15 protein-coding genes and 3 tRNA genes are annotated in these 22,644 nt (G+C 68.4%); 7 read left to right on the top strand and 11 right to left on the bottom strand.

Translation table 11 applies throughout. From position 1 onward, the window contains the following. Window position 1: 1 nt before the first annotated feature. Window positions 2-1,435: a TolC family protein gene (locus tag M2421_RS06380; protein WP_259204248.1), complete on the top strand. Its 1,434-nt coding sequence runs from the start codon at window positions 2-4 to the stop codon at window positions 1,433-1,435. A gap of 258 nt (window positions 1,436-1,693) precedes the next feature. Here the strand turns inward: M2421_RS06380 and rlmB are convergent, their stop codons facing one another. The 3 genes from rlmB to rnr all read right to left on the bottom strand — a co-directional run bounded on the left by rlmB (window position 1,694) and on the right by rnr (window position 5,636). Next, the gene (rlmB, locus tag M2421_RS06375) at window positions 1,694-2,440 is read right to left on the bottom strand and encodes a 23S rRNA (guanosine(2251)-2'-O)-methyltransferase RlmB (protein ID WP_259204247.1); all 747 of its coding nucleotides are present in this window, start codon (window positions 2,438-2,440) and stop codon (window positions 1,694-1,696) included. 162 nt (window positions 2,441-2,602) lie between these two features. Further along, entirely contained in the window at window positions 2,603-3,064 is a 462-nt protein-coding gene (locus M2421_RS06370) for a GFA family protein (RefSeq protein ID WP_259204241.1), read from the bottom strand. 106 nt (window positions 3,065-3,170) lie between these two features. Beyond that, a complete protein-coding gene (gene rnr / locus M2421_RS06365) occupies window positions 3,171-5,636 on the bottom strand; it encodes a ribonuclease R (RefSeq protein ID WP_259204239.1) in 2,466 nt (821 codons plus the stop codon). Between the two features lie 128 nt (window positions 5,637-5,764). Between rnr and M2421_RS06360 the strand changes: the two genes are divergently transcribed. After that, window positions 5,765-5,851: transfer RNA gene (locus M2421_RS06360), tRNA-Leu, on the top strand. Between the two features lie 67 nt (window positions 5,852-5,918). On the opposite strand, the gene M2421_RS06355 is transcribed toward M2421_RS06360, so the two are convergent. Then, window positions 5,919-6,605 (bottom strand): glutathione S-transferase family protein, encoded by a 687-nt coding sequence (locus tag M2421_RS06355; protein WP_259204233.1) that lies wholly within the window; start codon window positions 6,603-6,605, stop codon window positions 5,919-5,921. 154 nt (window positions 6,606-6,759) lie between these two features. On the opposite strand from M2421_RS06355, the gene M2421_RS06350 reads away from it, so the two are divergent. Continuing rightward, window positions 6,760-6,846: transfer RNA gene (locus tag M2421_RS06350), tRNA-Leu, on the top strand. 188 nt (window positions 6,847-7,034) lie between these two features. Beyond that, a tRNA-Leu gene (locus tag M2421_RS06345) sits at window positions 7,035-7,121 on the top strand. A gap of 728 nt (window positions 7,122-7,849) precedes the next feature. On the opposite strand, the gene emrB is transcribed toward M2421_RS06345, so the two are convergent. Genes emrB through M2421_RS06325 form a run of 4 tightly spaced genes read right to left on the bottom strand, consistent with a single transcriptional unit; the run spans window position 7,850 to window position 12,569 of the window. Continuing rightward, entirely contained in the window at window positions 7,850-9,436 is a 1,587-nt protein-coding gene (gene emrB, locus M2421_RS06340; RefSeq protein ID WP_259204232.1) for a multidrug efflux MFS transporter permease subunit EmrB, read from the bottom strand. A 7-nt stretch (window positions 9,437-9,443) separates the two neighbouring features. Further along, entirely contained in the window at window positions 9,444-10,625 is a 1,182-nt protein-coding gene (emrA, locus tag M2421_RS06335; protein WP_259204228.1) for a multidrug efflux MFS transporter periplasmic adaptor subunit EmrA, read from the bottom strand. 10 nt (window positions 10,626-10,635) lie between these two features. Further along, window positions 10,636-12,129: an efflux transporter outer membrane subunit gene (locus M2421_RS06330; RefSeq protein ID WP_259204221.1), complete on the bottom strand. Its 1,494-nt coding sequence runs from the start codon at window positions 12,127-12,129 to the stop codon at window positions 10,636-10,638. Then, the gene (locus M2421_RS06325; protein ID WP_259204981.1) at window positions 12,126-12,569 is read right to left on the bottom strand and encodes a MarR family transcriptional regulator; all 444 of its coding nucleotides are present in this window, start codon (window positions 12,567-12,569) and stop codon (window positions 12,126-12,128) included. The genes M2421_RS06330 and M2421_RS06325 overlap by 4 nt, the downstream gene beginning before the upstream one ends. Window positions 12,570-12,715: 146 nt before the next feature. Between M2421_RS06325 and M2421_RS06320 the strand changes: the two genes are divergently transcribed. Further along, on the top strand, window positions 12,716-13,597 hold the full coding sequence (locus tag M2421_RS06320) for a helix-turn-helix transcriptional regulator (RefSeq protein WP_259204218.1): 882 nt from the start codon (window positions 12,716-12,718) through the stop codon (window positions 13,595-13,597). Between the two features lie 58 nt (window positions 13,598-13,655). Next, the gene (gene parC / locus M2421_RS06315; RefSeq protein WP_259204217.1) at window positions 13,656-15,899 is read left to right on the top strand and encodes a DNA topoisomerase IV subunit A; all 2,244 of its coding nucleotides are present in this window, start codon (window positions 13,656-13,658) and stop codon (window positions 15,897-15,899) included. A gap of 433 nt (window positions 15,900-16,332) precedes the next feature. Here the strand turns inward: parC and bfr are convergent, their stop codons facing one another. Continuing rightward, window positions 16,333-16,821, bottom strand: a complete 489-nt coding sequence (gene bfr, locus M2421_RS06310; RefSeq protein ID WP_259204204.1) for a bacterioferritin — start codon at window positions 16,819-16,821, stop codon at window positions 16,333-16,335. 154 nt (window positions 16,822-16,975) lie between these two features. Between bfr and M2421_RS06305 the strand changes: the two genes are divergently transcribed. Further along, window positions 16,976-19,327, top strand: coding sequence for a penicillin acylase family protein (locus tag M2421_RS06305; RefSeq protein ID WP_259204199.1), 2,352 nt, complete (start codon window positions 16,976-16,978; stop codon window positions 19,325-19,327). Between the two features lie 68 nt (window positions 19,328-19,395). Here the strand turns inward: M2421_RS06305 and M2421_RS06300 are convergent, their stop codons facing one another. Both M2421_RS06300 and asnB read right to left on the bottom strand, forming a co-directional pair. Beyond that, window positions 19,396-20,778: a cation:proton antiporter gene (locus tag M2421_RS06300; RefSeq protein ID WP_259204197.1), complete on the bottom strand. Its 1,383-nt coding sequence runs from the start codon at window positions 20,776-20,778 to the stop codon at window positions 19,396-19,398. A 103-nt stretch (window positions 20,779-20,881) separates the two neighbouring features. After that, window positions 20,882-22,573, bottom strand: a complete 1,692-nt coding sequence (asnB, locus tag M2421_RS06295) for an asparagine synthase B (RefSeq protein WP_259204193.1) — start codon at window positions 22,571-22,573, stop codon at window positions 20,882-20,884. Window positions 22,574-22,644 lie beyond the last annotated feature (71 nt).

Here is a 22,644-nt window from a genome sequence, read left to right as displayed (position 1 = left end):
GATGGTCCTTTCTCCGCTTACCCTCGCCCGCCTTCGCCCACTGGCCCTGGCCTGCGCCACCACGCTGGCGCTCGGCGCCTGCGTCAGCACCGGGCACTACCAGGTCGATGCACCGACCGTGCCGGCCGGCTATGGGCGGGGCGATGCGGCACGCAACGCCCCCACCGAAACCGTGGACGCGCTGCCGCATGCCGCCAGCACCGATGTGCGTGACGACCCCTGGTGGCACCAGTTTGGCGACCCGGGCCTGGACCGGGTGGTCGAGCGCGCCCTGGCCGCCAACACCGACCTGGCCTCGGCCGGGCTGGCCGTGCAGCGCGCACGCCTGCAGGCCGGGCTGGCCGACAACGCCTTGTGGCCGCAGCCCGGCGGCAGCGTCGGCAGCAACGGCAGCCGCGCCATCGACCAGCGCGCCGACTGGAGCCGTAACAGCTCGGCCAGCGTGTCCCTGCAGTGGGAAATCGACCTGTGGGGCCGCCTGCGCACCCAGCGCGACATCGCCCAGTGGGAGGCGCAGGCGCGTGAGGAAGACCTGCAGAACACCGCGTTGCTGGTGGTCGGCGATGTGGCCACGCAGTACTGGACGCTGGCCTTCCTCAACCAGTCGATCACCGCCGGCCAGGCCAACCTGGCCCGCCTGGAGCGCACCCGGCAACTGGTCCAGGCGCGCTTCGACGCCGGCGCGGTGTCGCGCCTGGAGGTCCGCCAGGCCACCCAGAGCCTGGAAGCGCAGCGCGCCGCGCAGAGCGCGCTGGAGCAGCAGCGCGTGGCCAGCCGCAATGCCCTGACCGTGCTGCTGGACGGGCAGCCGTGGCCGCTGGACGAAGAGCCGCAGCAACTGCGTGATGGTGGCCGCCCGGTCGTGGCCGAAGGCCTGCCGGCCGACCTGCTCGGGCGGCGACCGGACCTGCGCGCGGCCGAGCTGCGGCTGCGCAACAGCCTCAAGACGATCAAGGTGACCGCCACCCAGTACTACCCCGCGCTGAGCCTCACCGGCAGCGTCGGCAGCGGCGCGACGTCGTTGTCCAACGTGCTGGAAAACCCGGTCGCCACGCTGGGCGCCGGCCTGTCGCTGCCGTTCCTCAACATCCGCCAGGCGCAGTTGAACACGCGCATGGCCGGCACCGACTACCAGATCGCGGCCAACGAGTTCCGTCGCACGCTGTATACCGCGCTGTCGGAGGTGGACAACGCGCTGTCGGCCCGCGAGCAGTTCGCGCGCCAGGTGGCCTCGTCGCAGGCGTCGTATGACGAGGCGGTGGAGATCGAGCGGATGTACGAAGTGCGTTACCGCGTGGGTGCCACCGACCTGCGCACCTGGCTGGAAGCGCAGCAGACCCGCCGCGACGCGGAGCTGTCGCTGGCCTCGGTGAAGCAGAAGCAGCTGATCAACGATGTGACGCTGTTCAAGGCGCTGGGCGGCAGCGCGGGGTAACCGTAGAGCCGACCGTTGGTCGGCTGCTCTACGTACCGGGTCTTCAGCCGACCAACGGTCGGCTCTACGTACCGGGTCTTCAGCCGACCAACGGTCGGCGCTACGTACCGGGTCTGCAGCCGACCAACGGTCGGCGCTACGTATCGGGTCTGCAGCCGACCAACGGTCGGCGCTACGTATCGGGTCTGCAGCCGACCAACGGTCGGCGCTACGTATCGGGTCTGCAGCCGACCAACGGTCGGCGCTACCGGCGCGCGGTTACAGACCGCGCTGGCGGACGGCTTCGAACAGGCTCACGCCGGTGGCGACGGAGACGTTCAGGCTTTCAATGTCGCCCGGCATCGGGATCTTGACCAGGCTGTCGCAGTTCTCGCGGGTGAGGCGGCGCAGGCCGTCGGCTTCGCCGCCCAGCACCAGCGCCACGTTGCCCTTCAGGTCGATCGAATACAGCGAGGCGGTGGCTTCGCCGGCCAGTCCGTAGATCCACACCCCCAGCTTCTGCAGATCCTTCAGGCAACGCGACAGGTTGGTCACCGCCACCACCGGGATGCGATCGGCGGCACCGGCCGAGGTCTTGCGCACGGTGGCGTTGACCGTCGCGGACTTGTCCTTGGGAATGATCACCGCGGTGGCACCGGCGGCAGCCGCGCTGCGCAGGCAGGCGCCGAGGTTGTGCGGGTCCTGCACCTCGTCGAGCACCAGCAGCAGGGCCTTGCCCTCGGCGGCCTCGACCAGGCCCTCAAGCTCGTTTTCGCTGTAGGTACGTGCGGCCTGGTAGCGCGCGGCAACGCCCTGGTGGCGCACCGAGCCGCCCACGCCGTCCAGCGCCTGGGTGTTGACCTTGCGCACGTCGATGCCCTTGCGCCGCGCATTCTCTTCGATCTCGACCAGCCGCGGATTCTTCGCGCTGGCTTCGATCAGCACCTCGCGGACGTTCTCGGCATCGTTCTCGATCGAAGAGGCGACGGCGTTGACGCCGACGATCCACTGGCTTTGCTTGCTCATTGCGGGGGCACGACCGGTACAGGGGGTGGTAATGGTAGAGCATCAAGGCCCGCCCTGCCCTGCCGGGCGTTCACTCCCGGCCGCGCAGGGACCGCTGCCCCCTCCGCGCCGGCCGCGTCCGCGGGCGCCCACGCGCCCCGGCCAGGGCCTGCCCGCCCCTGATCATGGCGTGTCATGGTCAGGGTGCTGGTGCGAGACCAGGCCCTGCAGCAGCGTCATTTCCGGATCGTCCTCGTCGCGGATCACGGCCAGGGCGCCCAGGCCATCCACGAACGGCAGCTTGCTCTCCACCCCGTACTGCACGGTCGGCGGCAAACGGGCCGGCGCATCGAAGGCCCCGGCGGCGATGGCCATGCCGTCGGGCGCCTCGTAGGTCAACGGCGTGCCGCAGTCCGCGCAGAAACCGCGCTTGACCAGGTTGGACGAGGCGAACCGGCGCGGCTCGCCCCGGGTCCAGCGGAAGTCGACCTGGCGCACCGACACCAGCGGTGCGTAATAGGCACCGAACGCCTTCTGGCACATCCGACAGTGGCAGATCGAACTGTCGGTCAGCGCACCGCGCACATGGAAGCGGACCGCGCCGCACTGGCAGCCGCCGCTGTACTGGGGGGTGTCGTCGGGCATGGCATGCGCTCCGATCGGTGTGTGCAGGGTGCGGCCCAAGCGGGTGCCGACCCAGGGTCGGCACCGGCACGGGCGGGGTACCGGCCGGGGCCGGTACGCGCGTCGGTCAGTACTTCTGCTTCTGGCGCTTGGCAGGCTGGCCGCGCGGCGGCAGCTCGGCCACCTCGTCGTCCTTTTCCTCGACCAGGCGGAAGTCGATCTTGCGCTCCTCCATGCTGGCCTTGAGCACCAGGATGCGCACCCGGTCACCCAGGCGGTAGGCCTTGCCGCGGCGTTCGCCGCTGAGGGTCTTGCGGGTAGCGTCGAACTGGTAATAGTCGTGCGGGAGCTGGGTCACGTGGACCAGGCCGTTGACCTTGGATTCGTCCAGTTCCACGAACAGGCCGAAGCTGGTCACGCCACTGATCACGCCGTCGAACTGACCGCCGACGTGCTTTTCCATCCACGCCGCGCGGTAGCGCTCGTCGACTTCGCGCTCGGCCTCGTCGGCGCGGCGCTCACGCTCGGAGCACTGCAGCGCCAGTGCGGCCATCTCGCGTGCCGAGTAGGTGAACTTCTCCACCGGCGCGCCGCTGAGGGCATGCTTGATCGCGCGGTGCACCAGCAGGTCGGGGTAGCGACGGATCGGCGAGGTGAAGTGGGCGTAGGCGTCCAGCGACAGGCCGAAGTGGCCCTGGTTGTCCGGCGAATACACCGCCAGGCTTTGGCTGCGCAGCAGGACCGATTCCAGCAGTGCCGCATCCGGGCGCTCGCGCACCTTCTTGAGCAGCTTGGTGTAATCGCCCGGCTGCACCTTCGACCACGGCGGCAGGCTCAGCTTGAATTCCTTGAGGAACTCCAGCAGGTCGTCGTACTTGGCTTCCGGCGGCTTGGCATGGTCGCGGAACGGCGCCGGCACCTGCTTGTGCAGCAGGTAACGGGCGGCCTGCACGTTGGCCGCGATCATGCATTCTTCGATCAGCTTGTGCGCATCGTTGCGCACCAGCATGCCGGCCTGGGTGACCTCACCGGTGTTGTCGAGCACGAAGCGCACTTCAGACGACTCGAACTCGATCGCGCCGCGCTTGGTGCGCGCCTTGGCCAGCACCTTGTACAGCTGGTGCAGGCGCTCGACCTGCGGCAGCACCGCGGCGATCTGGTTGCGCACGGCCGTGTCGTTCTCGCCGACCGCCTGCCAGACCTGGGTGTAGGTCAGGCGGGCGTGCGAATTCATCACCGCCTCGTAGAAGCGCGAATGGACCACCTCGCCCTCGCGGCTCACCTGCATGTCGCAGACGAAGCACATGCGGTCGACCTTGGGCATCAGCGAGCAGATGCCGTTGGAGAGAGTCTCCGGCAGCATCGGCACCACGAAGCCCGGGAAGTACACCGAGGTGGCGCGCTTCTGGGCTTCATCGTCCAGCGGGGTGCCGGGGCGCACGTAATTGGATACGTCGGCGATGGCCACGACCAGGCGAAAGCCGTCGGCATTGGGTTCGCAATAGACCGCGTCGTCGAAGTCCTTGGCATCCTCGCCATCGATGGTCACCAGCGGCGTACTGCGCAGGTCCACGCGGCCGCCGATCATCGACGGCTCCACCACCAGCGGCACCGCCGAGGCCTCGTTGAGCACCTCCTGCGGGAATTCGAACGGCAGCTCGTGGCCATGGATCGCCGTTTCCACGATCAGCGAAGCGGTCAGCTTGTCGCCGAGCACCGCGATGATGCGGCCGATCGGCGGGCGCCGCGTATCCGGCGCTTGGGTCAGCTCGCAGACCACCAGCTGGCCGTCGCGGGCATCGCCGGTCTGGTCGGGCGGGATCTGCACATTGCGCTGCACGCGCTTGTCGTCGGGGACCACGTAATTGATGCCGAACTCGACGCTGAAGCGGCCGATCAGGCGGGTCATGCCGCGCTCGAGCACGCGGGCGATGCTGCCCTCGCGACGGCCACGACGGTCGATGCCGGTGACGTTGGCCAGCACGCGGTCGCCATGCATGACCTTGCGCATTTCATACGGCGGCAGGAACAGGTCGTCGCCGCCCTCCACCGGGCGCAGGAAGCCGAAGCCTTCCGGGTTGGCGATGACCACGCCGGTGATCAGGTTGGTGGCCTGCACCGGAGCGAAGCCGCCGCGGCGGTTCTGCACGAGCTGGCCGTCGCGCACCATCGCGCCCAGGCGTTTGCCCAGTGCATCGGCGCGATCCGGTTCGGTCAGGCCCAGGTGGATGCCGATCTCCTCGGCGGTCTGCGGGCCGTCGCAGCGGTCCAGCAGCTGCAGGATCGCCTCGCGGCTGGCGATGGGCTGGGCATAGCGCTCGGCCTCACGCGCCGCGTGCGGGTCGATCACGTTCATGTCGGCGGTACTCGGGTGCGGGCGTCGGCGGGTCGGGATCGGCGCGCCGGTATCCGGCTTCTGGCCGCCGCGCTTGCCGCCCCGCGGCGGCGCCGGGGTGTTCATCGATTCGGGCATCCACGGTGGCAGCTTGCCGGCCTTCTTGGCGGCAGCGCGGGGCTTGCCCGACGGACCGGCAGCCTGGGGCGCCGGGGACTTGGGGGCTTTCGCGCCCCGGGTCGGTTTCTTTGGTTTCATTGGCCTCCATGGTAACCGCTGATGGTGTGCAGAACCGGTCTAGGCGGATGCAGATGCAGGTTTGTGAAGAAATTTAACAAAAGCGTTGACAAGCCCCGGCGGGATCGCCACAATTCGCCTCCTGAGTCGCCCAGGTGGCGGAATTGGTAGACGCACTAGCTTCAGGTGCTAGCGGGGGCAACTTCGTGGAGGTTCGAGTCCTCTCCTGGGCACCATGACTCAGACAATGATCAAACCCGCGCAAGCGGGTTTTTTCGTTTCTGCCTTCCCGCACCGCGCGGGTCAGGCCTGCGGGTCGTAGTAGCGGCGGGCCAGCCCCGCCCGTCCCGGGAAGTACTTGAACCACGGGCGGGCCGCATCGACCACCGCGGCCACGTCCGCATGCGCCATCAACCGCTCTACGTACGCCGACAGCGCGGCATGCGCGTCGGGCAACGGCACGTAGGCCACGGCATAGAACAGGGCGGGCGCCGCGGCGCAGTCGGCCAGGGTGAACGCCTCGCCGGTCAGCCAGCGCCGCCCCTCGAGCTGGCGATCCAGCAATGCGTAACTTTTGAGCAGGGTGGCCCGCGCCGCCGCCGTGGCCTGCGCATCCCCCTGCGCGTCCGGCTGCAGCAGCGCGGCGGTCAGCGCCTGCATCGGGGTCATGACGTAGAAGTCGCAGAACCGGTCCCAGAACCTCACCGCCAGCGCCTGCGCCGGATCTGCTGGAATCAGCCACGCACCGTCGCCGGCATGGTGGAGCTGGAGGTACTCGATGATGATGCTGGTCTCGCCGATGGGCGTGCCCTGCTCGATCAGCAGCGGCATCTTGTCCAGCGGCCACAGTGCCCGGAATGCCGCGCGCTCGACCGGGTCGCCGAGGTTCAACAGGCGCGTGTCCAGCGCGACGCCGAGCACGCCGGCGGCGATGAGCACCTTCTGGCAGCACGAAGACAGCGGATGGAAATGCAGTATCGGGGTGTCCATGGGAACGCCTTGCTGCGGGGTACGACGAGTATTTTGAGTGGCCGCATGCGGGGTCAAGCCGCGCCGCGGCAGCGCTGGCGCCACCCGGTGTCGATAGCGGGCCAGAATGCATTGACAGGCCTGCAATGCTTCCGCATAATTCGCCTCCTGAGTCGCCCAGGTGGCGGAATTGGTAGACGCACTAGCTTCAGGTGCTAGCGGGGGCAACTTCGTGGAGGTTCGAGTCCTCTCCTGGGCACCATGACTCAGACAATGATCAAACCCGCGCAAGCGGGTTTTTTCGTTTCTGGCGTTGGCTGACGTTGGACTGGGACGCCATGCCTCACGCGGCATGTGGAGCGGTGAAGCAGCGTCGCGCCAGCATCGAAATTTCCCGCGAGATGCTGTTGACACAATTTCAGTTCTCCCGCAGAATTCTCCTCCTGAGTCGCCCAGGTGGCGGAATTGGTAGACGCACTAGCTTCAGGTGCTAGCGGGGGCAACTTCGTGGAGGTTCGAGTCCTCTCCTGGGCACCATGACTCAGATAATGATCAAACCCGCGAAAGCGGGTTTTTTCATGTCTGGGGTTTGGGGTTTGTTTCTTTTTTTTTTAGAAACCAAGGCCAGTGCCTAGAGCCAGTGCGTTGCGTTTGTGCCTGCGCCGGGCTGGGCGGGGATGTGTGGGTTCGCGGGACACGCCGTGAATCCATCCGTGGAGGCTCGCGTACGCCATCCATGGCGTACGACGGTCCCGCGAACCCACACACCCCCGCCCCAGACAGTGGGCCGGTGGCCAACGTACAAGACCTAACGCGGTAGAGCCGACCGTTGGTCGGCTGCCTTGCTACCTCGCTACTTGCTGCCTCGCTACTTGCTGCCTGTTGCCTGTTGCCTGTTGCCTGCTGCTTTGCTGCTTTGCTGCTTTGCTGCCTGCTGCTTTGCTGTTGGGCTGTTGGGCTGTTGGGTTGTTGAGCTGTTGGGCTATTGGCCGTTCGCTCTTCGTCGCGCACCGACTCACTTTCAAGGGCGGGTACGGGTGGGTTGGCGGGACCGTAGAGCGCCATGGATGGCGCGAACGAGCCTACAGGGACGTACTCGCGGCGTGTCCCGCCAGCCCACCCGTACCCGACCAAGCCACGAGACATACAGACGATGCGCTGTTGCTCTGCTGTTGCTCTGCTCCGCTCTGCACGTGCTCTTCGCAGCCAACATGAAAAAAAACCCCGTCTTTCGACGGGGTTTTTCGTTTCAGCTCACCTGCGGATCAATGCCCGCCTGCCGAGGCCGCGCCCGCGCCTGCGCCGAACGGTGGTTTGGCCAGCCACAGGAAGGCGATGATCGCCAGGAAGATCCAGCCCAGCAGGAAGAAGATGTCGTTGAAGCCCATCTGCGATGCCTGGTGATTGATCATGTTGTTGAGCACGGCCGCGCCATGCTGCAGGTCGCCCTGCCCCATCGCCGCCACCTGGTCCTGCATGCCTGGCTGGTAGGCCGAGATGTGCTCGGTCAGGTCGGCGTGGTGTACCTGGGTCCGGCGCGCCCACAGCCAGGTCGTCAACGACGCCGCGAAGCTGCCGCCCAGCGTGCGCAGGAAGGTGGCCAGGCCCGAACCCGCCGCGATCTCGCGACCGTCCAGGTCCGACAGCAGGATCTGCAGCACCGGCATGAAGAACAGCGCAACGCCAATGCCCATGATCAGCTGGACGCCGGCCACGTGCGCGTAGTCCACCTGCAGGTTGAAGTCCGAGCGCATGAAACTGGTGAAGGACAGGAACACGAACGCGAACGAGGCGATCATGCGCATGTCGAACCGCGAGGCGTACTTGCCCACGAACGGCGTCATGATCACCGGCAGGATGCCGATCGGCGCCGTCGCCAGGCCCGCCCAGATCGCGGTATAGCCCATGTCGCGCTGCAACCATTGCGGGATCAGCAGCGAGACGCTGAAGAATGCCGCGTACGCCACCACCATCGCCAGCGTACCGGCGCGGAAATTGCGGTGGCGGAACAGCTTCAGGTCGACGATCGGGTCCTTGTCGGTCAGCTCCCAGATCAGGAACACCGCCAGTGCCACCACCGCCACGCAGGCCAGCACCACGATCTTGGTGGAGGAGAACCAGTCTTCGTCGTTGCCCAGGTCGAGCACCAGCTGCAATGCGCCCACGCCGATCACCAGGGTGATCAGGCCGACGTAATCCATCTTCGGCTTCTCGATCTGCTCGGGGCGGCCCTTCAACTGGCTGCCCACCACCATCGCGGCGAAAATGCCCAGCGGCACGTTGATCAGGAAGATCCATTCCCAGCTGTAGTTGTCGGTGATCCAGCCGCCCAGGATCGGGCCGCAGATCGGCGCGACCACCGTGATCATCGCCAGCAGCGCCAGCGCCTGCCCCCGTTTCTCGCGGGGGTAGATCGAGACCAGCAGCGACTGCGTGATCGGATACATCGGGCCGGCCACGAACCCCTGCAACGCGCGCGACAGCACCAGCATGCCCATGCTCTGGGCCAGGCCGCACAGCAGCGAGGTGACCACGAAGGCCAGCGTCGCCCAGACGAACAGCTTGCGTTCGCCGAAGCGACGGCTCAGGAAGCCGGTCAGCGGCAGCGCGATCGCGGTGCTGACCGCGAACGAGGTGATGACCCAGGTGGCCTGCTGCGAACTGGCGCCGAGGTTGCCGGCGATGGTCGGCAGCGAGACGTTGGCGATGGTCGTGTCGAGCACCTGCATGAACGAGGCCATCGCCAGGCCGACGGTGCACAGGGCCACGCTGGGCGGCAGGAAACCGGCGGCCGCACCTGGCGCCGACGGTGCGCCCGGGGTGCCGGGCGCGGCGGGAGCTTGTGCGGACATGGCGGCCTCAGTTCGCCTTGGCCTGCTGCGGCAGGTTGCCCTGGATGATCGTATGGATCACGTCATCGGCACTGTGCAGCTGCTTGGCGTAGACGTCGGTGTCGAACACCTGGCCCTTGGCGAACTGCGTCGGCAGCACGGTGCCCTTCTGGTCGCGCAGGCTCACTTCGGCCTTGATCGACAGGCCGATGCGCAGCGGGTGCTCGGCCAGCTGCTTGGCATCGATGGCGATGCGCACCGGCACGCGCTGCACGATCTTGATCCAGTTGCCGCTGGCGTTCTGCGCCGGCAGCAGCGAGAACGCCGAGCCGGTGCCCAGGCCGAGGCTGTCGATGCGGCCCTTGTAGGTGACATCACCGCCGTACAGGTCCGAGCGCAGCTCCACTTCCTGGCCCAGGCGCATGTGGCGCAACTGGGTTTCCTTGAAGTTGGCTTCCACCCACATCTGGTCGGTGGGCACCACCGCCATCAGCGCGGTACCCGGCTGCACGCGCTGGCCAACCTGCACCGAACGACGGGCGATATACCCGCTGACCGGGGCGACGATGCCGGCGCGGGCGTTGTTGAGGTAGGCCTGGCGCAGCTGCGCGGCGGCGGCCTGCACGTCCGGCTGGGTGGCAATCACGGTGTCATCGACCAGCGCATTGCTGCGCTCGAAGGTTTCGCGCGAACCGGCCACGGCCGCTTCTGCACCGGCCAGTTCGTCGCGGGCGTGCGCCAGCTCTTCGTTGGAGATCGCGCCGGTGGCAGCCAGGTCCTTGCGGCGGTTGAAGTCCTCGCGGACGCGCTTCAAGGTCACCTGGCGGGCGTTCAGATCCGCCTGCGCGCCTTCGACGCTGCGATACAGGCCGCGGGTCTGGCGCACGGTCTTGGCCAGGTTGGCTTCGGCCTGCTGCAGTGCCACTTCGGTGTCGGCCGGGTCCAGCTGCACCAGCAGCTGGCCGCGCTCGACGCGCATGCCGTCATCGGCGTTGATGGCCACCACGGTACCGGCCACCAGCGGGGTGATCTGGACCTGGTTGCCCTGCACGTAGGCATCGTCGGTGTCTTCGAACCAACGGCCGAACATGAAGTACCACAGCGCCAGCGCGGCCAGCAGCAGCACCACGATGACCAACAGGCCGCGCAGCAGCTTGCCGCGACGGGACGGAGCTGCCGGGGCGGCAGCGGGAGCGGATGTCTGGCTCATGGGAGGCGTCTCAGGAATGCGTGGAATCAGGGGCGGTGGCGAGCGTGGCGGTGTCGCCGGACGGGGTGAACCCACCGCCCAGCGACTGGCTCAGCCGTACCGAAACAAGGATCTGGCGGGACTGCAGTTCGGCCAGCCGCTGCTGGGACACCAGCAGCTGCTCTTCGACCACCAGCACTTCAAGGTAGCTGCCGATGCCGGCGCGGTACCGCTGCTCGGCCAGGTCGTGGGCGGCGCGGGCGGTATCCACCGCCTGCTGCTGCGCGGCGGCCTGGCTGGCCAGCGAGCGCACCGCATTGACCTGGTCGGCGACGTCGCGCAGCGCGTTGACCACCGACTGGTTGTAGTCGGCCACGGCCAGGTCGTACTGCGCGTCGGTCTTGTCCAGGTTGGCGCGCAGGCGGCCGCCATCGAAGATCGGCAGGCTCAGCGCCGGGCCCAGGAAGGCGAAGGTGGAGCCGCTCTTCAGCAACTGGTCCACTTCACTGGAGACCACCCCGCCGAGGGCCGTCAGGTTGAGGCTCGGGTAGAACTGCGCCTTGGCCGCGTGGATCTGGCGGTTGGCCGCCTCCACGCGCCAGCGCGCCGCCACGATGTCCGGGCGCCGGCCAAGCAGCGCGCTGGGCAGCACGCCGGGCAACTGCAGCGCCAGCGGGCTGAGTACGCGCGGGCGCTCGATCTGCAGGCCACGGTCCGGCCCCTGCCCGACCAGCGCGGCCAGCGCGGTGCGGGCCTCGTCGATCTGCTGCTGGGCGGCCTGTTGCTGCTGCTGCGCGGCCGGGATGCGGGCTTCGGCCTGGCGGGTCTGCAGGTCGCTGTCGATGCCGGCTGCGCGCCGTTGCCGGGTCAGGTCCAGGGTCTTCTGCGAGCGCCCGAGCTCTTCGCTGGCCACGTCGAGCAGCGTGTAGGCATAGCCCAACTGCGCATACGCCTCGGCGATCGCGGCGGACAGGTTCAGGCGTGCGGCCTGTGCATCCACTTCGGCGGCATGGCCGCTGTCCACGGCCGCTTCCCAGGCGGCGCGCTTGCCGCCCCACAGGTCGATGCCATAGCTGAAGCTGAGATAGGCTTGGCCGCTGCCGGCATAGCTGCCCCCCAGTTCGTCGCCGACCATCGATTCGGGCAGGCGCACGCCGGTGTAGCCGCCGGAGGCGGACAGGCTGGGCAGCCGCTCGGCATGGGCGGTGCCGATCTGGGCGCGGGCCTGGCGCAGGCGCGCATCGGCCGCATCCAGGCCCGGGTTGCGCTGCAGGCCTTCGGCAATCAGCGCGTCCAGCTGGGGGTCGCCCAGCGCGCGCCACCAGTCGGTGGCCGGCCAGCCGGGCTGGCTCAGGCCGTCGGCGGCCAAGGTGCGCTGGGTCTGCAGGCTGTCGGCGTCGAGCAGCGTGGCCTGCGGTTGCAGGCCGCGGCTGCTGGCGCAGGCGGCCAGCGCCAGGGCCAGCACGGACACCAGCACCGGGCGCAGCGGACGCAGCGGGGAAGTGCGATCAGGGGAGGAGGTCATGGCGTAATCAGCGAGTCACGTACACGGGTCATGAGGGAAAGCAGCTGCGCGCGCTCGTCGGAGGACAAGTCGCGCATCGCGTCGTCGATGGTCTGGTCGCCGCGCTGCTTCAGCCGGGCCCACAACTGGCGGCCTTCTTCAGTCAATACGATCTGCAACGCCCGCCGGTCCTGGGCATGCGGCTCGCGCCGCACGCAGCCCATGGCTTCCAGCTTGTCCAGCAGGCGGGTCACCGCGCTGGGCACCTGGTCCAGGGCCTGGGCCAACTCGTTGGCGGTGCACGGGGCCTTCACCGAGAGCACCTTCAAACCGAGGTAGTGGGTGAACCCAATGCCGAGGTTTTCTTCGGCCATCGACGTGTCGAGCTGACGGACCAGGCCGTCGCGCACCTGGCGCAACAGCAGCCCGAAGCTGGGAGGAGTGGATTCAGGGCAGATCATCATGGGGGCGCACTTTACTTCCAGAAAATATATTTCTCAATGGAAATATTTAATCTGGAACCAAATGCTGTGTTGCAACATCCAGAACAATGCGGGGTGGCTACCTTAATGGCCCATTCCGGTGGCCCGGTATTACAATCTGGACAATGAATAACGTTTTCAGGCCAGAGGACGCCGTTGCCCTCCCCCCTGCCCAGGTGCGGCACGACGTGCTGGACTGGCTCGAACGCGACGACGGCCTGGCCGTGCTGGGCTTCCAGATCGAGAGTGCGCGCGGGCTGGACCGCGAAATCGACTGGCACCAGCACCGCCGGGCGCAGCTGATCAGCGTCGAGGCCGGCCTGCTCAACATCCGCACCCGCCACGGCAACTGGTCGCTGCCGCCCGGCTGTGCCGGCTGGATGCCGCCCGGCGAGCCCCACACGGTGGGCATTTCCGGTCCGCTGCGCGGGTGGGGCCTGATCGTCTCGGCCGAAATGGCCCACGACCTGCCCGACCAGCCTTGCGTGGTGGCCATCTCCGACCTGCTGCAGGCGCTGGCCGTGCGGGTGACCCGCTGGGCGCCCGCGGCGGCGGCCGACCTGCGCCAGCAGCACATGATCGAGGTGCTGCTGGATGAGATCCGCAACGCGCCGCGCCAGCGTATGCACCTGCCGATGCCGCAGGACCGCCGCCTGCTGCGGATCGCCTCGCAGCTGATCGCCAACCCGGCCGACGGCCGCAGCCTGGAACAATGGGCGCAGTGGGCCGGGTTGTCGCCGCGTACACTGACCCGGCACTTCCGCGACGAGACCACGCTCAGCTTCGCCCAGTGGCGCCAACAGGCCCGCCTGGCCGACGGTCTGCGCCGGTTGTCCGATGGCCGCAGCGTGTCCGATATCGCGCACGCGCTGGGCTTCAGCAGCCCCAGCGCCTTCGTGACGGTGTTCCGCCGCCACTTCGGCTGCCCACCCGGGCGCTACCTGGCACGCAACGGCCAGCCCCTCAATCCAACGCGCGGCTTGGCATCCCCGGCCGCATCCGGATAATCGACCGCCTGCGAGGGCGACAGCCGTCGCCGTCCCTTGCCACAGGTAACAATCCCGCATGACCGATCTTGCCCGCCCCGCCTTCCACGGCTTTGAACAGCTGCCCCTGCGCGAGTACGCCGAACGGGCGTACCTGGACTATTCGATGTACGTGGTGCTCGATCGCGCACTGCCGTTCATCGGCGACGGCCTGAAGCCGGTGCAGCGCCGCATCATCTATTCGATGAGCGAGCTGGGCCTGAATGCCGCCTCCAAGCCGAAGAAGTCCGCGCGTACCGTGGGTGATGTCATCGGTAAGTACCACCCGCACGGCGACAGTGCCTGCTACGAAGCGCTGGTGCTGATGGCCCAGCCATTCTCCTACCGCTACCCGCTGATCGAAGGCCAGGGCAACTTCGGTTCCACCGACGACCCGAAGTCGTTCGCGGCGATGCGCTACACCGAATCCAAGCTCACCCCGATCGCCGAAGTGCTGCTGGGCGAAATCAACCAGGGCACCACCGACTGGACCCCGAACTTCGACGGCACCCTGGAAGAGCCGACCTGGATGCCGGCGCGCCTGCCGCACCTGCTGCTCAATGGCACCACCGGCATCGCCGTGGGCATGGCCACCGACGTGCCGCCGCACAACCTCAACGAGATCGTCAGCGCGCTGCTGCACCTGCTGGACGATCCGGACGCGACCGTGGCCGACCTGTGCGAGCACGTCAAGGGCCCGGACTACCCGAGCGCGGCGGAGATCATCACCGCGCCGGCCGACCTGCGGAACATGTACGAAACCGGCTACGGCAGCGTGCGTGCGCGCTCGACGTTCTTCAAGGACGGCAGCAACATCGTCATCAACGCGCTGCCCTTCCAGGTTTCGCCGTCGAAGGTGATCGAGCAGATCGCCGCCCAGATGCGCGCCAAGAAGTTGCCGTGGCTGGAAGACATCCGCGACGAGTCCGACCACGCCAACCCGGTGCGGGTGGTGCTGGTGCCGCGCTCCAACCGCGTGGATGCCGACCAGCTGATGGGCCACCTGTTCGCCACCACCGACCTGGAGCGCAGCTACCGGGTCAACCTCAACGTGATCGGGCTGGACGGGCGTCCGCAGGTGAAGAACCTGAAGCTGCTGCTCAGCGAGTGGCTGCAGTTCCGCGGCACCACCGTCACCCGCCGCCTCAACCATCGCCTGCAGAAGGTGGAGCGCCGCCTGCACCTGTTGGAAGGCCTGCTGGTGGCGTTCCTCAACCTGGATGAAGTGATCCACATCATCCGCACCGAGGACGAACCCAAGGCCGCGCTGATCGCGCGCTTCTCACTGAGCGACGACCAGGCCGAATACATCCTGGAAACCAAGCTCAAGCAGCTGGCCCGCCTGGAAGAAATGAAGATCCGTGGCGAGCAGGACGAACTGGCCAAGGAGCGCGACAAGATCCTGGCCATCCTGGACAGCAAGGCCAAGCTGAAGAAGCTGATCCGCGACGAACTCACCGCCGATGCGAAGAAGTTCGGCGACGCGCGCCGTTCGCCGCTGGTGCAGCGTGGTGCCGCGCAGGCGATCGACGAAACCGAGCTGGTGCCGAGCGAGCCGATGACCGTGGTGCTCTCGGAAAAGGGCTGGATCCGCGCGGCCAAGGGCCACGACATGGACCCCTCCACCCTCTCCTACCGCGAGGGCGATGCGCTGCTGGGCGCGGTGCGTGCGCGCAGCACGCAGCAGGTGGCCTTCCTGGACAGCGAAGGGCGCGCCTACTCCACGCTGATCCACACCCTGCCCTCGGCACGTGGCAACGGCGAACCGCTCACCGGCCGCTTCTCGCCGGCGCCGGGCAGCCAGTTCCTGACCCTGGCCAGCGGCGAGAACACCACCCGCTTCGTGCTGGCCTCCACCCACGGGTATGGCTTCGTCACCCGCTTCGAGAACCTCACCGGGCGCAACAAGGCCGGCAAGGCGATGCTCAACCTGACGTCCGGCTCGAAGGTGCTCACCCCGGCGGTGGTCGCCAATCCGGAAACGGACCGCATCGTGGCGGTGACCAGTTCGGGCAACCTGCTGGCGATCGCCGCCAGCGACCTGCCGGAACTGGACAAGGGCAAGGGCAACAAGATCATCGACATCCCCAAGGCCAAGCTCGCCACCGAGCGCGTGGTCGCGGTGGTCTCGGTCGGCCCGGGCAACACGCTGCTGGTACGCAGCGGCACGCGCACCATGAACCTGTCGTTCAAGGACCTGGAGACCTACCTGGGCACGCGCGCCACGCGTGGCCACCTGCTGCCGCGCGGCTGGCAGAAGGTGGAAGGGTTGGCGGTGGAATGACCGCAAGCTAACAGCGCAGATGAAAAAACGGCCGGGGAAACCCGGCCGTCTGCGTTCCCCACACCCCCACTGCGTTGCGCCGGACTCTGCCCGGCCGCATCTGCCGCGCGTTGCGCGGTTGCCGGGCAGAGCCCGGCACTACGCTACGTGCCTGGAAAACGAAACAGCCGGGAATCCCCGGCTGTTTCGTTTGTCGGCTGGCTGGCAGTTGCTGGCGGGCGGACGAGGGCTTCTGCAGCGTGCTGGCGAAAGCTGGCTGGCGAGCAGAACCCGATGACGGGGCGGTGGATCGTCACGCATCCAGGACACCGTCTGGAGAAACAGCCCCCTTGGAATCCAAGGGGGCGCGCCGACAGGCGCGGGCATGTGGAAGGTGATACGCCGGGGCCCGCGATGTGCGCAGCACATCGTGGGACTGATGCGCGCAGGCGCGTCAGTGCGCGGCCGTACCCTTCGCATCCATCTTGCTGGTCTGGTACAGCGCCAGGCCGATCCGCTTGATCAGGCCAAGCTGCTGTTCCAGCCACCAGGCATGGTCTTCCTCGGTGTCCTTCAACTGCACCAGCAGCATGTCGCGGCTCACGTAATCCTGGTGCTGTTCGCACAGCTTCATGCCGGCGGCCAGGTTGTTGCGCACGCTGTACTCGGTGTCCAGGTCCTTCTGCAGCATCTCTTCCACGGTCACGCCCGGCTCGAAGGCGTGCGGGCGCATGTCCGGGTTGCCCCCGAGGAACAGGATCCGGCGCAACAGCGCATCGGCGTGCTGGGTCTCTTCTTCCATCTCGTGGTTGAGGCGCTCGTACAGCGCCATCAGGCCCTGGTCCTCGTAGCGACGCGAATGGATGAAGTACTGGTCGCGCGCCGCCAATTCGCCGCGCAGCAGCTCCTTCAAACACGCGATGACGTCCGGATTGCCTTTCATGGGGGTGCTTCCTGGTGGATCGATGGGCGCCATGGTGCCCCATCCAGAAATCCAATGATCTAATCGGAATCACTTGCAGTTGCGCTTCGCCTGGCCTGCACATGGCCCTCACAGCCCCTACAATCCAGGGCACAACGTCAACGGGAGGCGCTGCATGCGTCGCTGGCTCACGCGGGTGCTGTGGCTGTTGCTGGTGCTGGTGTCGCTGCTCATCGTTGGCACTGTCTGGTTGCTGCGCGGCAGCCTGGCCCCGCTGGAGGGCGAGCAGCGCGTCGACGGGCTGCAGGCCCCGGTCAGCGTGAGCCGCGACGCGCTGGGGGTGGTCACCATCGATGCGGCGAACCAGCGCGACGCGATGCGTGCCCTGGGCCTGGTGCATGCGCAGGAGCGCTACTTCGAGATGGACCTGATGCGCCGCAGCGCGGCTGGCGAGCTGGCCGAGCTGTTCGGGCCGGCCGCGATCCCCGCCGACCAGCGCATGCGCGTGCATCGCCTGCGCGCCCGTACCCACGCTCACCTGGCGCACGCGGTCGGTGCCGACCCGCAGGGAGTGCAGTCCTACGTGGCCGGGGTCAACCAGGGCCTGGCCGACCTGCGTGTACGCCCCTGGCCCTACCTGCTGCTGCGCCAGGCGCCGGCGGCCTGGACCGCCGAGGACAGCGTGCTCGCCGGGCTGGCGATGTACGCCGACCTGCAGGACCCCGGCAACCAGACCGAGCTGGCGATGGCCCGGATCCGCGCGGTGGTGCCGCCGGCGCTGTATGCGCTGCTCAGCCACGACGGCAGCGAGTGGGATGCACCGCTGTTCGGGGCGGCACGCGGCAATGCGCCCTTGCCGTCGGCCATACAGCTCGATCTGCGCGCCGATCCACGCTCGCCGCCCACCGCGGCAGCCGCGCCGGCCGATCAGGACGTCAAGGGCAGCAACAATTTCGCCGTGGCCGGCGCACTCACCGCCGATGGGCGCGCGATCCTCGCCGACGACATGCACCTGGGCCTGCGCGCGCCCAACCTGTGGTTCCGGGTGCGGTTGCGCTATGCCGACGCGCAGGCCCCCGGCGGCAAGGTCGACGTCAGCGGCTTCTCGCTGCCCGGCCTGCCGGCGATCGTGGTCGGCAGCAACGGTCACGTGGCATGGGGCTTCACCAACAGTTACATCGACAACGCCGATTTCATCCCGGTGCCGGCCCACGCGCCGGGTGGCGGGGACGGCATCCGCACCTACGAAGAGCGCATCCGCGTGGCGGGCCAGCCCGACACCGTGCTGCGGGTGCGCGAAACCGCCTGGGGCCCGATCCTTCACACGCGTGCCGACGGCAGCGGCGATGCCCTGCGCTGGACCGCGCAACTGCCGGGCGCGGTGCGCCTGGATTTCGCCGACATGGCACGCGCGGCCGACCTCGACGATGCCCTGCACATTGCCGATCGCGCCGGCATCCCCACCCAGAACCTGCTGCTGGCGGACCGCCATGGCCGTATCGCCTGGCGCCTGATCGGTGCGCGACCTGACCGCGCCGCCGACTGCGCACCCGCCAGCGGCGCGGCGCCGGTAGCCGCGCAGTGCGCGCCGTGGCCGATCCGCAGCGATGCCTCACCGGCCCTGGTCGACCCGGCCAACCATCGCCTGTGGACCGCCAACGGGCGCGTGCTGGATGGCCAGGCGCTGGCGGTGGCCGGCAATGCCGGCTACGACCTGGGCGCGCGCGGCCGCCAGATCCGCGACGACCTGCTGGCCAGGGAACGCTTCAGCGAAGCCGATCTGCTGGCGATCCAGCTCGACGACCGTGCGTTGTTCCTGCAACGCTGGTGGGTGCTGCTGCGGCAGGTGGTGGCGCACAGCGACGACCCGGCGCTGAAGCGGCTGGACGTGGCCACCCGGCACTGGGAGGGGCACGCGTCGGCCAACGCGGTGAGCTACCGGATCACCCGCGGTTTCCGCGGGATGGTGCTCGACAGCGTCTCGACCGGCCTGCTCGCCCCCGCGAAGCGACGCCTGGGCGATGACTACCTGGAACCCCGCCTGGCACAGATGGAAGGGGTGCTGTGGCCGCTGGTCAGCGAACGCCCCGCGCACCTGCTGCCACCGCCGTACGCGAGTTGGGATGCGCTGTTGGCCGATGCGGCCAAACGCCTGGAGGCCGACCTCGCCGCGCAGGGGCCGACGTTGGCCGACCGCACCTGGGGCGAGCGCAACACCGCGGCGATCTGCCACCCGGTCAGCCGCGCCCTGCCCGACCTCGCCAGGCGCTGGTTGTGCATGCCCGCCGACCGCCTCCCCGGCGACCGCGACATGCCGCGCGTGCAGGGCCCGGCCTTCGGCGCGTCACAGCGCATGGTGGTGTCGCCCGGGCACGAGGCCGACGGGGTGATCCACATGCCCGGCGGCCAGAGCGGGCACCCGCTGTCACCGTTCTGGGGGGCTGGGCATGCGGACTGGGTGACGGGCGCGCCGACGCCGTTCCTGCCAGGACCGACGGTCTACACCTTGACGCTGCAACCGAGGTAGCGCCACGCCATGCGGGGCTGCCCCCACGCGGCCACCGGCTCCACGCCGCGCGCGTGCATCCGGGCCGGTCAGCGCTTGCCGCGCTCCACCCAGCTCAACAACGGGCCGGTCATCGCCGTGGTCACCAGCGCCATGATCACCAGCACGGCGAACAGGCGATCGCCGAGGAACCCCAGTTCGTAGCCCAGGTTGAGCACGATCAGCTCCATCAGGCCACGGGTGTTCATCAGCGCGCCCAGTTTCCATGCCTCCTGGCTGTCCATGCCGGCACTGCGCGCCGCGCTCCACGTGCCAAACAGCTTGCCCAGCGTGGCCACCGCGATCACCACCAGGCACAGCAGCAGGTCGCTGGCCTGCAACGCATCGCCGCGCATGCGCAGGCCGGTCATGGCAAAGAACAACGGCAGCAGCAGGGTCACCGCGAAGGGCTCGACCCGGCTGGCCACGGTGTGGCGCAAGGTGGCATTGCCCGACACCGCCACGCCCGCGGCGAATGCGCCAAACAACGCGTGGATGCCCAGCATTTCGGTGACCAGCGCACAGCCCAGTGCCATCAGCAGCATCACCAGCAGCCAGCGGCCTTCCTGCCCGGCCACGATGACCTGCCGCGAGAACCACGGCCGCACCACGCCCAGCATGAGGCCGACGAACAGCACCACGCAGCCCAGGTTGATCGCCGCCGGCACCCAGCCCTGCGCCTGTGCGGCGGCCACGATCAGTGCCAGCAGGCACCACGCGGTGGCATCGCCCAGCGCCGCGCAGGCGATCGCGGTCTGGCCCAGCGGCGTGCTGGTCATGCCGCGGTCGGCGAGGATGCGCAGCAGCACCGGGAACGCGGTGATGCTCAATGAAATCCCGACAAACAGCGCGAACCCGGTGAAGCCGATCCCGCGCGGCGCATGCGCGCCGTACAGCCAGATCGCCAGCGCCACGCCCAACACGAACGGCACCGCGATCCCGGCATGGCTGACCACGAAGGCGAAGCGCCGACGACCGCGCAGGCCGCCCAGGTCCAGCTCGGCACCGGCCACCAGCAGGAACATCAGCACGCCCAACTGACTGAGCAGGCCCAGCGAGCCCAGCGACGCGGCAGGAAACAGTGCACCGTGCACCTGCGGCAGCAGCGCGCCCAGCACCAGCGGGCCCATCATCAGCCCGGCGGCCATCTCGCCGATCACGCCGGGCTGGCCGAAGCGCCGGAACAGCCAGCCGGCGCCCTTGGCCACCAGCAGCAGCACCAGCAGTTGCATGAGGAACAGGCCCAGCGGCGCATGCAGGTGGGCGGCCCAGTCGGCGCCGAGCGAGGCGTCGGCACGGCTGACCTGCGCGGTCACGCTCGGGCCGGCATACCGCGCCAGGCCCAGGCCCACCAGCAAGGGCACCGCCACCCACCCCAGGTAGCGCCATGCCAACCCGCTCCGACGCATCCCGCCGCTGCTCTTCAATTCCATTACCGATCCCCATCGATTGAGGGAGCGATTCTACGGGGTGGCGCGGCGTACGGCAGTCCCCTTTCCACCACGGCGCGCCAACGCCGTGGTGGCCCTCCTGCGATCAGGCCAGCGCCTGCTCGTGCACGCCGGCTACGGCGCGGCCGGACGGATCGGCCATCGTGGCGAAACTGGCATCCCAGGCGATCGCCGCAGGCGAGGAACAGGCGATCGACTTGCCGCCCGGCACGGTCTCCGCCGCCGCCTGGGTGGGGAAGTACTGCTCGAAGACGTGGCGGTAGTAGTACGCCTCCTTGGTCTGCGGCGGGTTGTGCACGAAGCGCTTGTCGGCCGCGGCCATCACCCGGTCGCTGACCTGCGTTTCGGCATGGGCCTTGAGCCCGTCGATCCAGCCATAACCGACGCCATCGCTGAACTGCTCCTTCTGTCGCCACAGGATCGAGTCGGGCAGATAACCTTCGAAGGCCTCGCGCAGTACCGCCTTCTCGATCCGGCGCGCGCCCTGCGGGCCCTGCCCGACCATCTTGTGCCGCGCATCGATGCGCATGGCCACGTCGAGGAACTCGCGGTCCAGGAACGGCACGCGCGGTTCCACGCCCCAGGCCATCATCGACTTGTTGGCGCGCAGGCAGTCGTAGTTGTTGAGCGCATCGAGCTTGCGCACCAGCTCTTCGTGGAACTCGCGCGCGTTCGGCGCCTTGTGGAAGTACAGGTAGCCGCCGAAGATCTCGTCGCTGCCCTCGCCGGACAGCACCATCTTCACCCCCATCGCCTTGATCCGGCGCGCCAGCAGGAACATCGGGGTGGACGCGCGGATGGTGGTGACATCGTAGGTTTCCACGTGCCGGATCACCTCCGGCAGCGCGTCCAGGCCTTCCTCGAAGGTGTATTCGAAGCCGTGGTGCACGGTGCCCAGCGCCTCGGCGGCGATGGCGGCGGCGGCCAGGTCGGGCGAGCCCTTCAGGCCGATGGCGAAGGAGTGCAGGCGCGGCCACCAGGCCTCGCTCTGGTCGCCATCCTCGATGCGGTGGCGGGCGTAACGTGCGGCCACCGCGGCCACCAGCGAGGAATCCAGGCCACCGGACAGCAACACGCCGTAGGGCACGTCGGTCATCAACTGGCGGTGCACCGCGCGCTCGAACGCCTCGCGCAGTTCGACCCGGTCGGCCTCCACGCCTTCCACGGCGTCGTAGTCGCGCCAGGGGCGCTCGTAGTAGCGGGTCAGGGTGTCGGTGGCGCTGTCGTACCAGTGGCCCGGCGGGAACTGCGCGGCATCGGCGCAGACGTCCACCAGCGACTTCAGCTCGGAGGCCACCACCAGGCGCCCGTCCTTGTCATGGCCCCAGTACAGCGGCACCACGCCGATCGGATCGCGTGCGATCAGCACCCGCTGGCGCTCGCGATCCCACAACGCGAAGGCGAAGATGCCGTTGAGGCGGTTGAGGAACGAGGCCGGGCTGTCCTGGCGGTACAGCGCGTTGATCACCTCGCAGTCCGAGCCGGTCTGGAAGGCGTAGGGCTGGGCCAGTTCGGCCTTCAGTTCGCGGTGGTTGTAGATCTCGCCGTTGACCGCCAACGCCAGTTGGCCGTCCTCGGACAGCAGCGGCTGCGAGCCGCCGGCCGGGTCGACGATGGCCAGCCGTTCGTGCACCAGGATGGCGCCGGCATCGACATACACCCCGCTCCAGTCCGGGCCACGATGGCGCTGGCGCTGGGACAGGTCCAGCGCGTGGCGGCGCAGCGCCGGGAGGTCGTCACCGACCTGCAGGCCGAAAATACCGAAGATCGAACACATGGGAACAGCTCCTGATGATGGGGGAATACACGTATTGCAGGCATTCGACCGGCCACCCAGGCCCGGAAGGG

Origin of the sequence: Stenotrophomonas sp. BIGb0135 (assembly GCF_024810105.1) — a bacterium.
GTDB classification, from domain to species: Bacteria; Pseudomonadota; Gammaproteobacteria; order Xanthomonadales; family Xanthomonadaceae; genus Stenotrophomonas; species Stenotrophomonas maltophilia_AB.
This window is presented reverse-complemented; position numbering and strand designations above follow the sequence as displayed.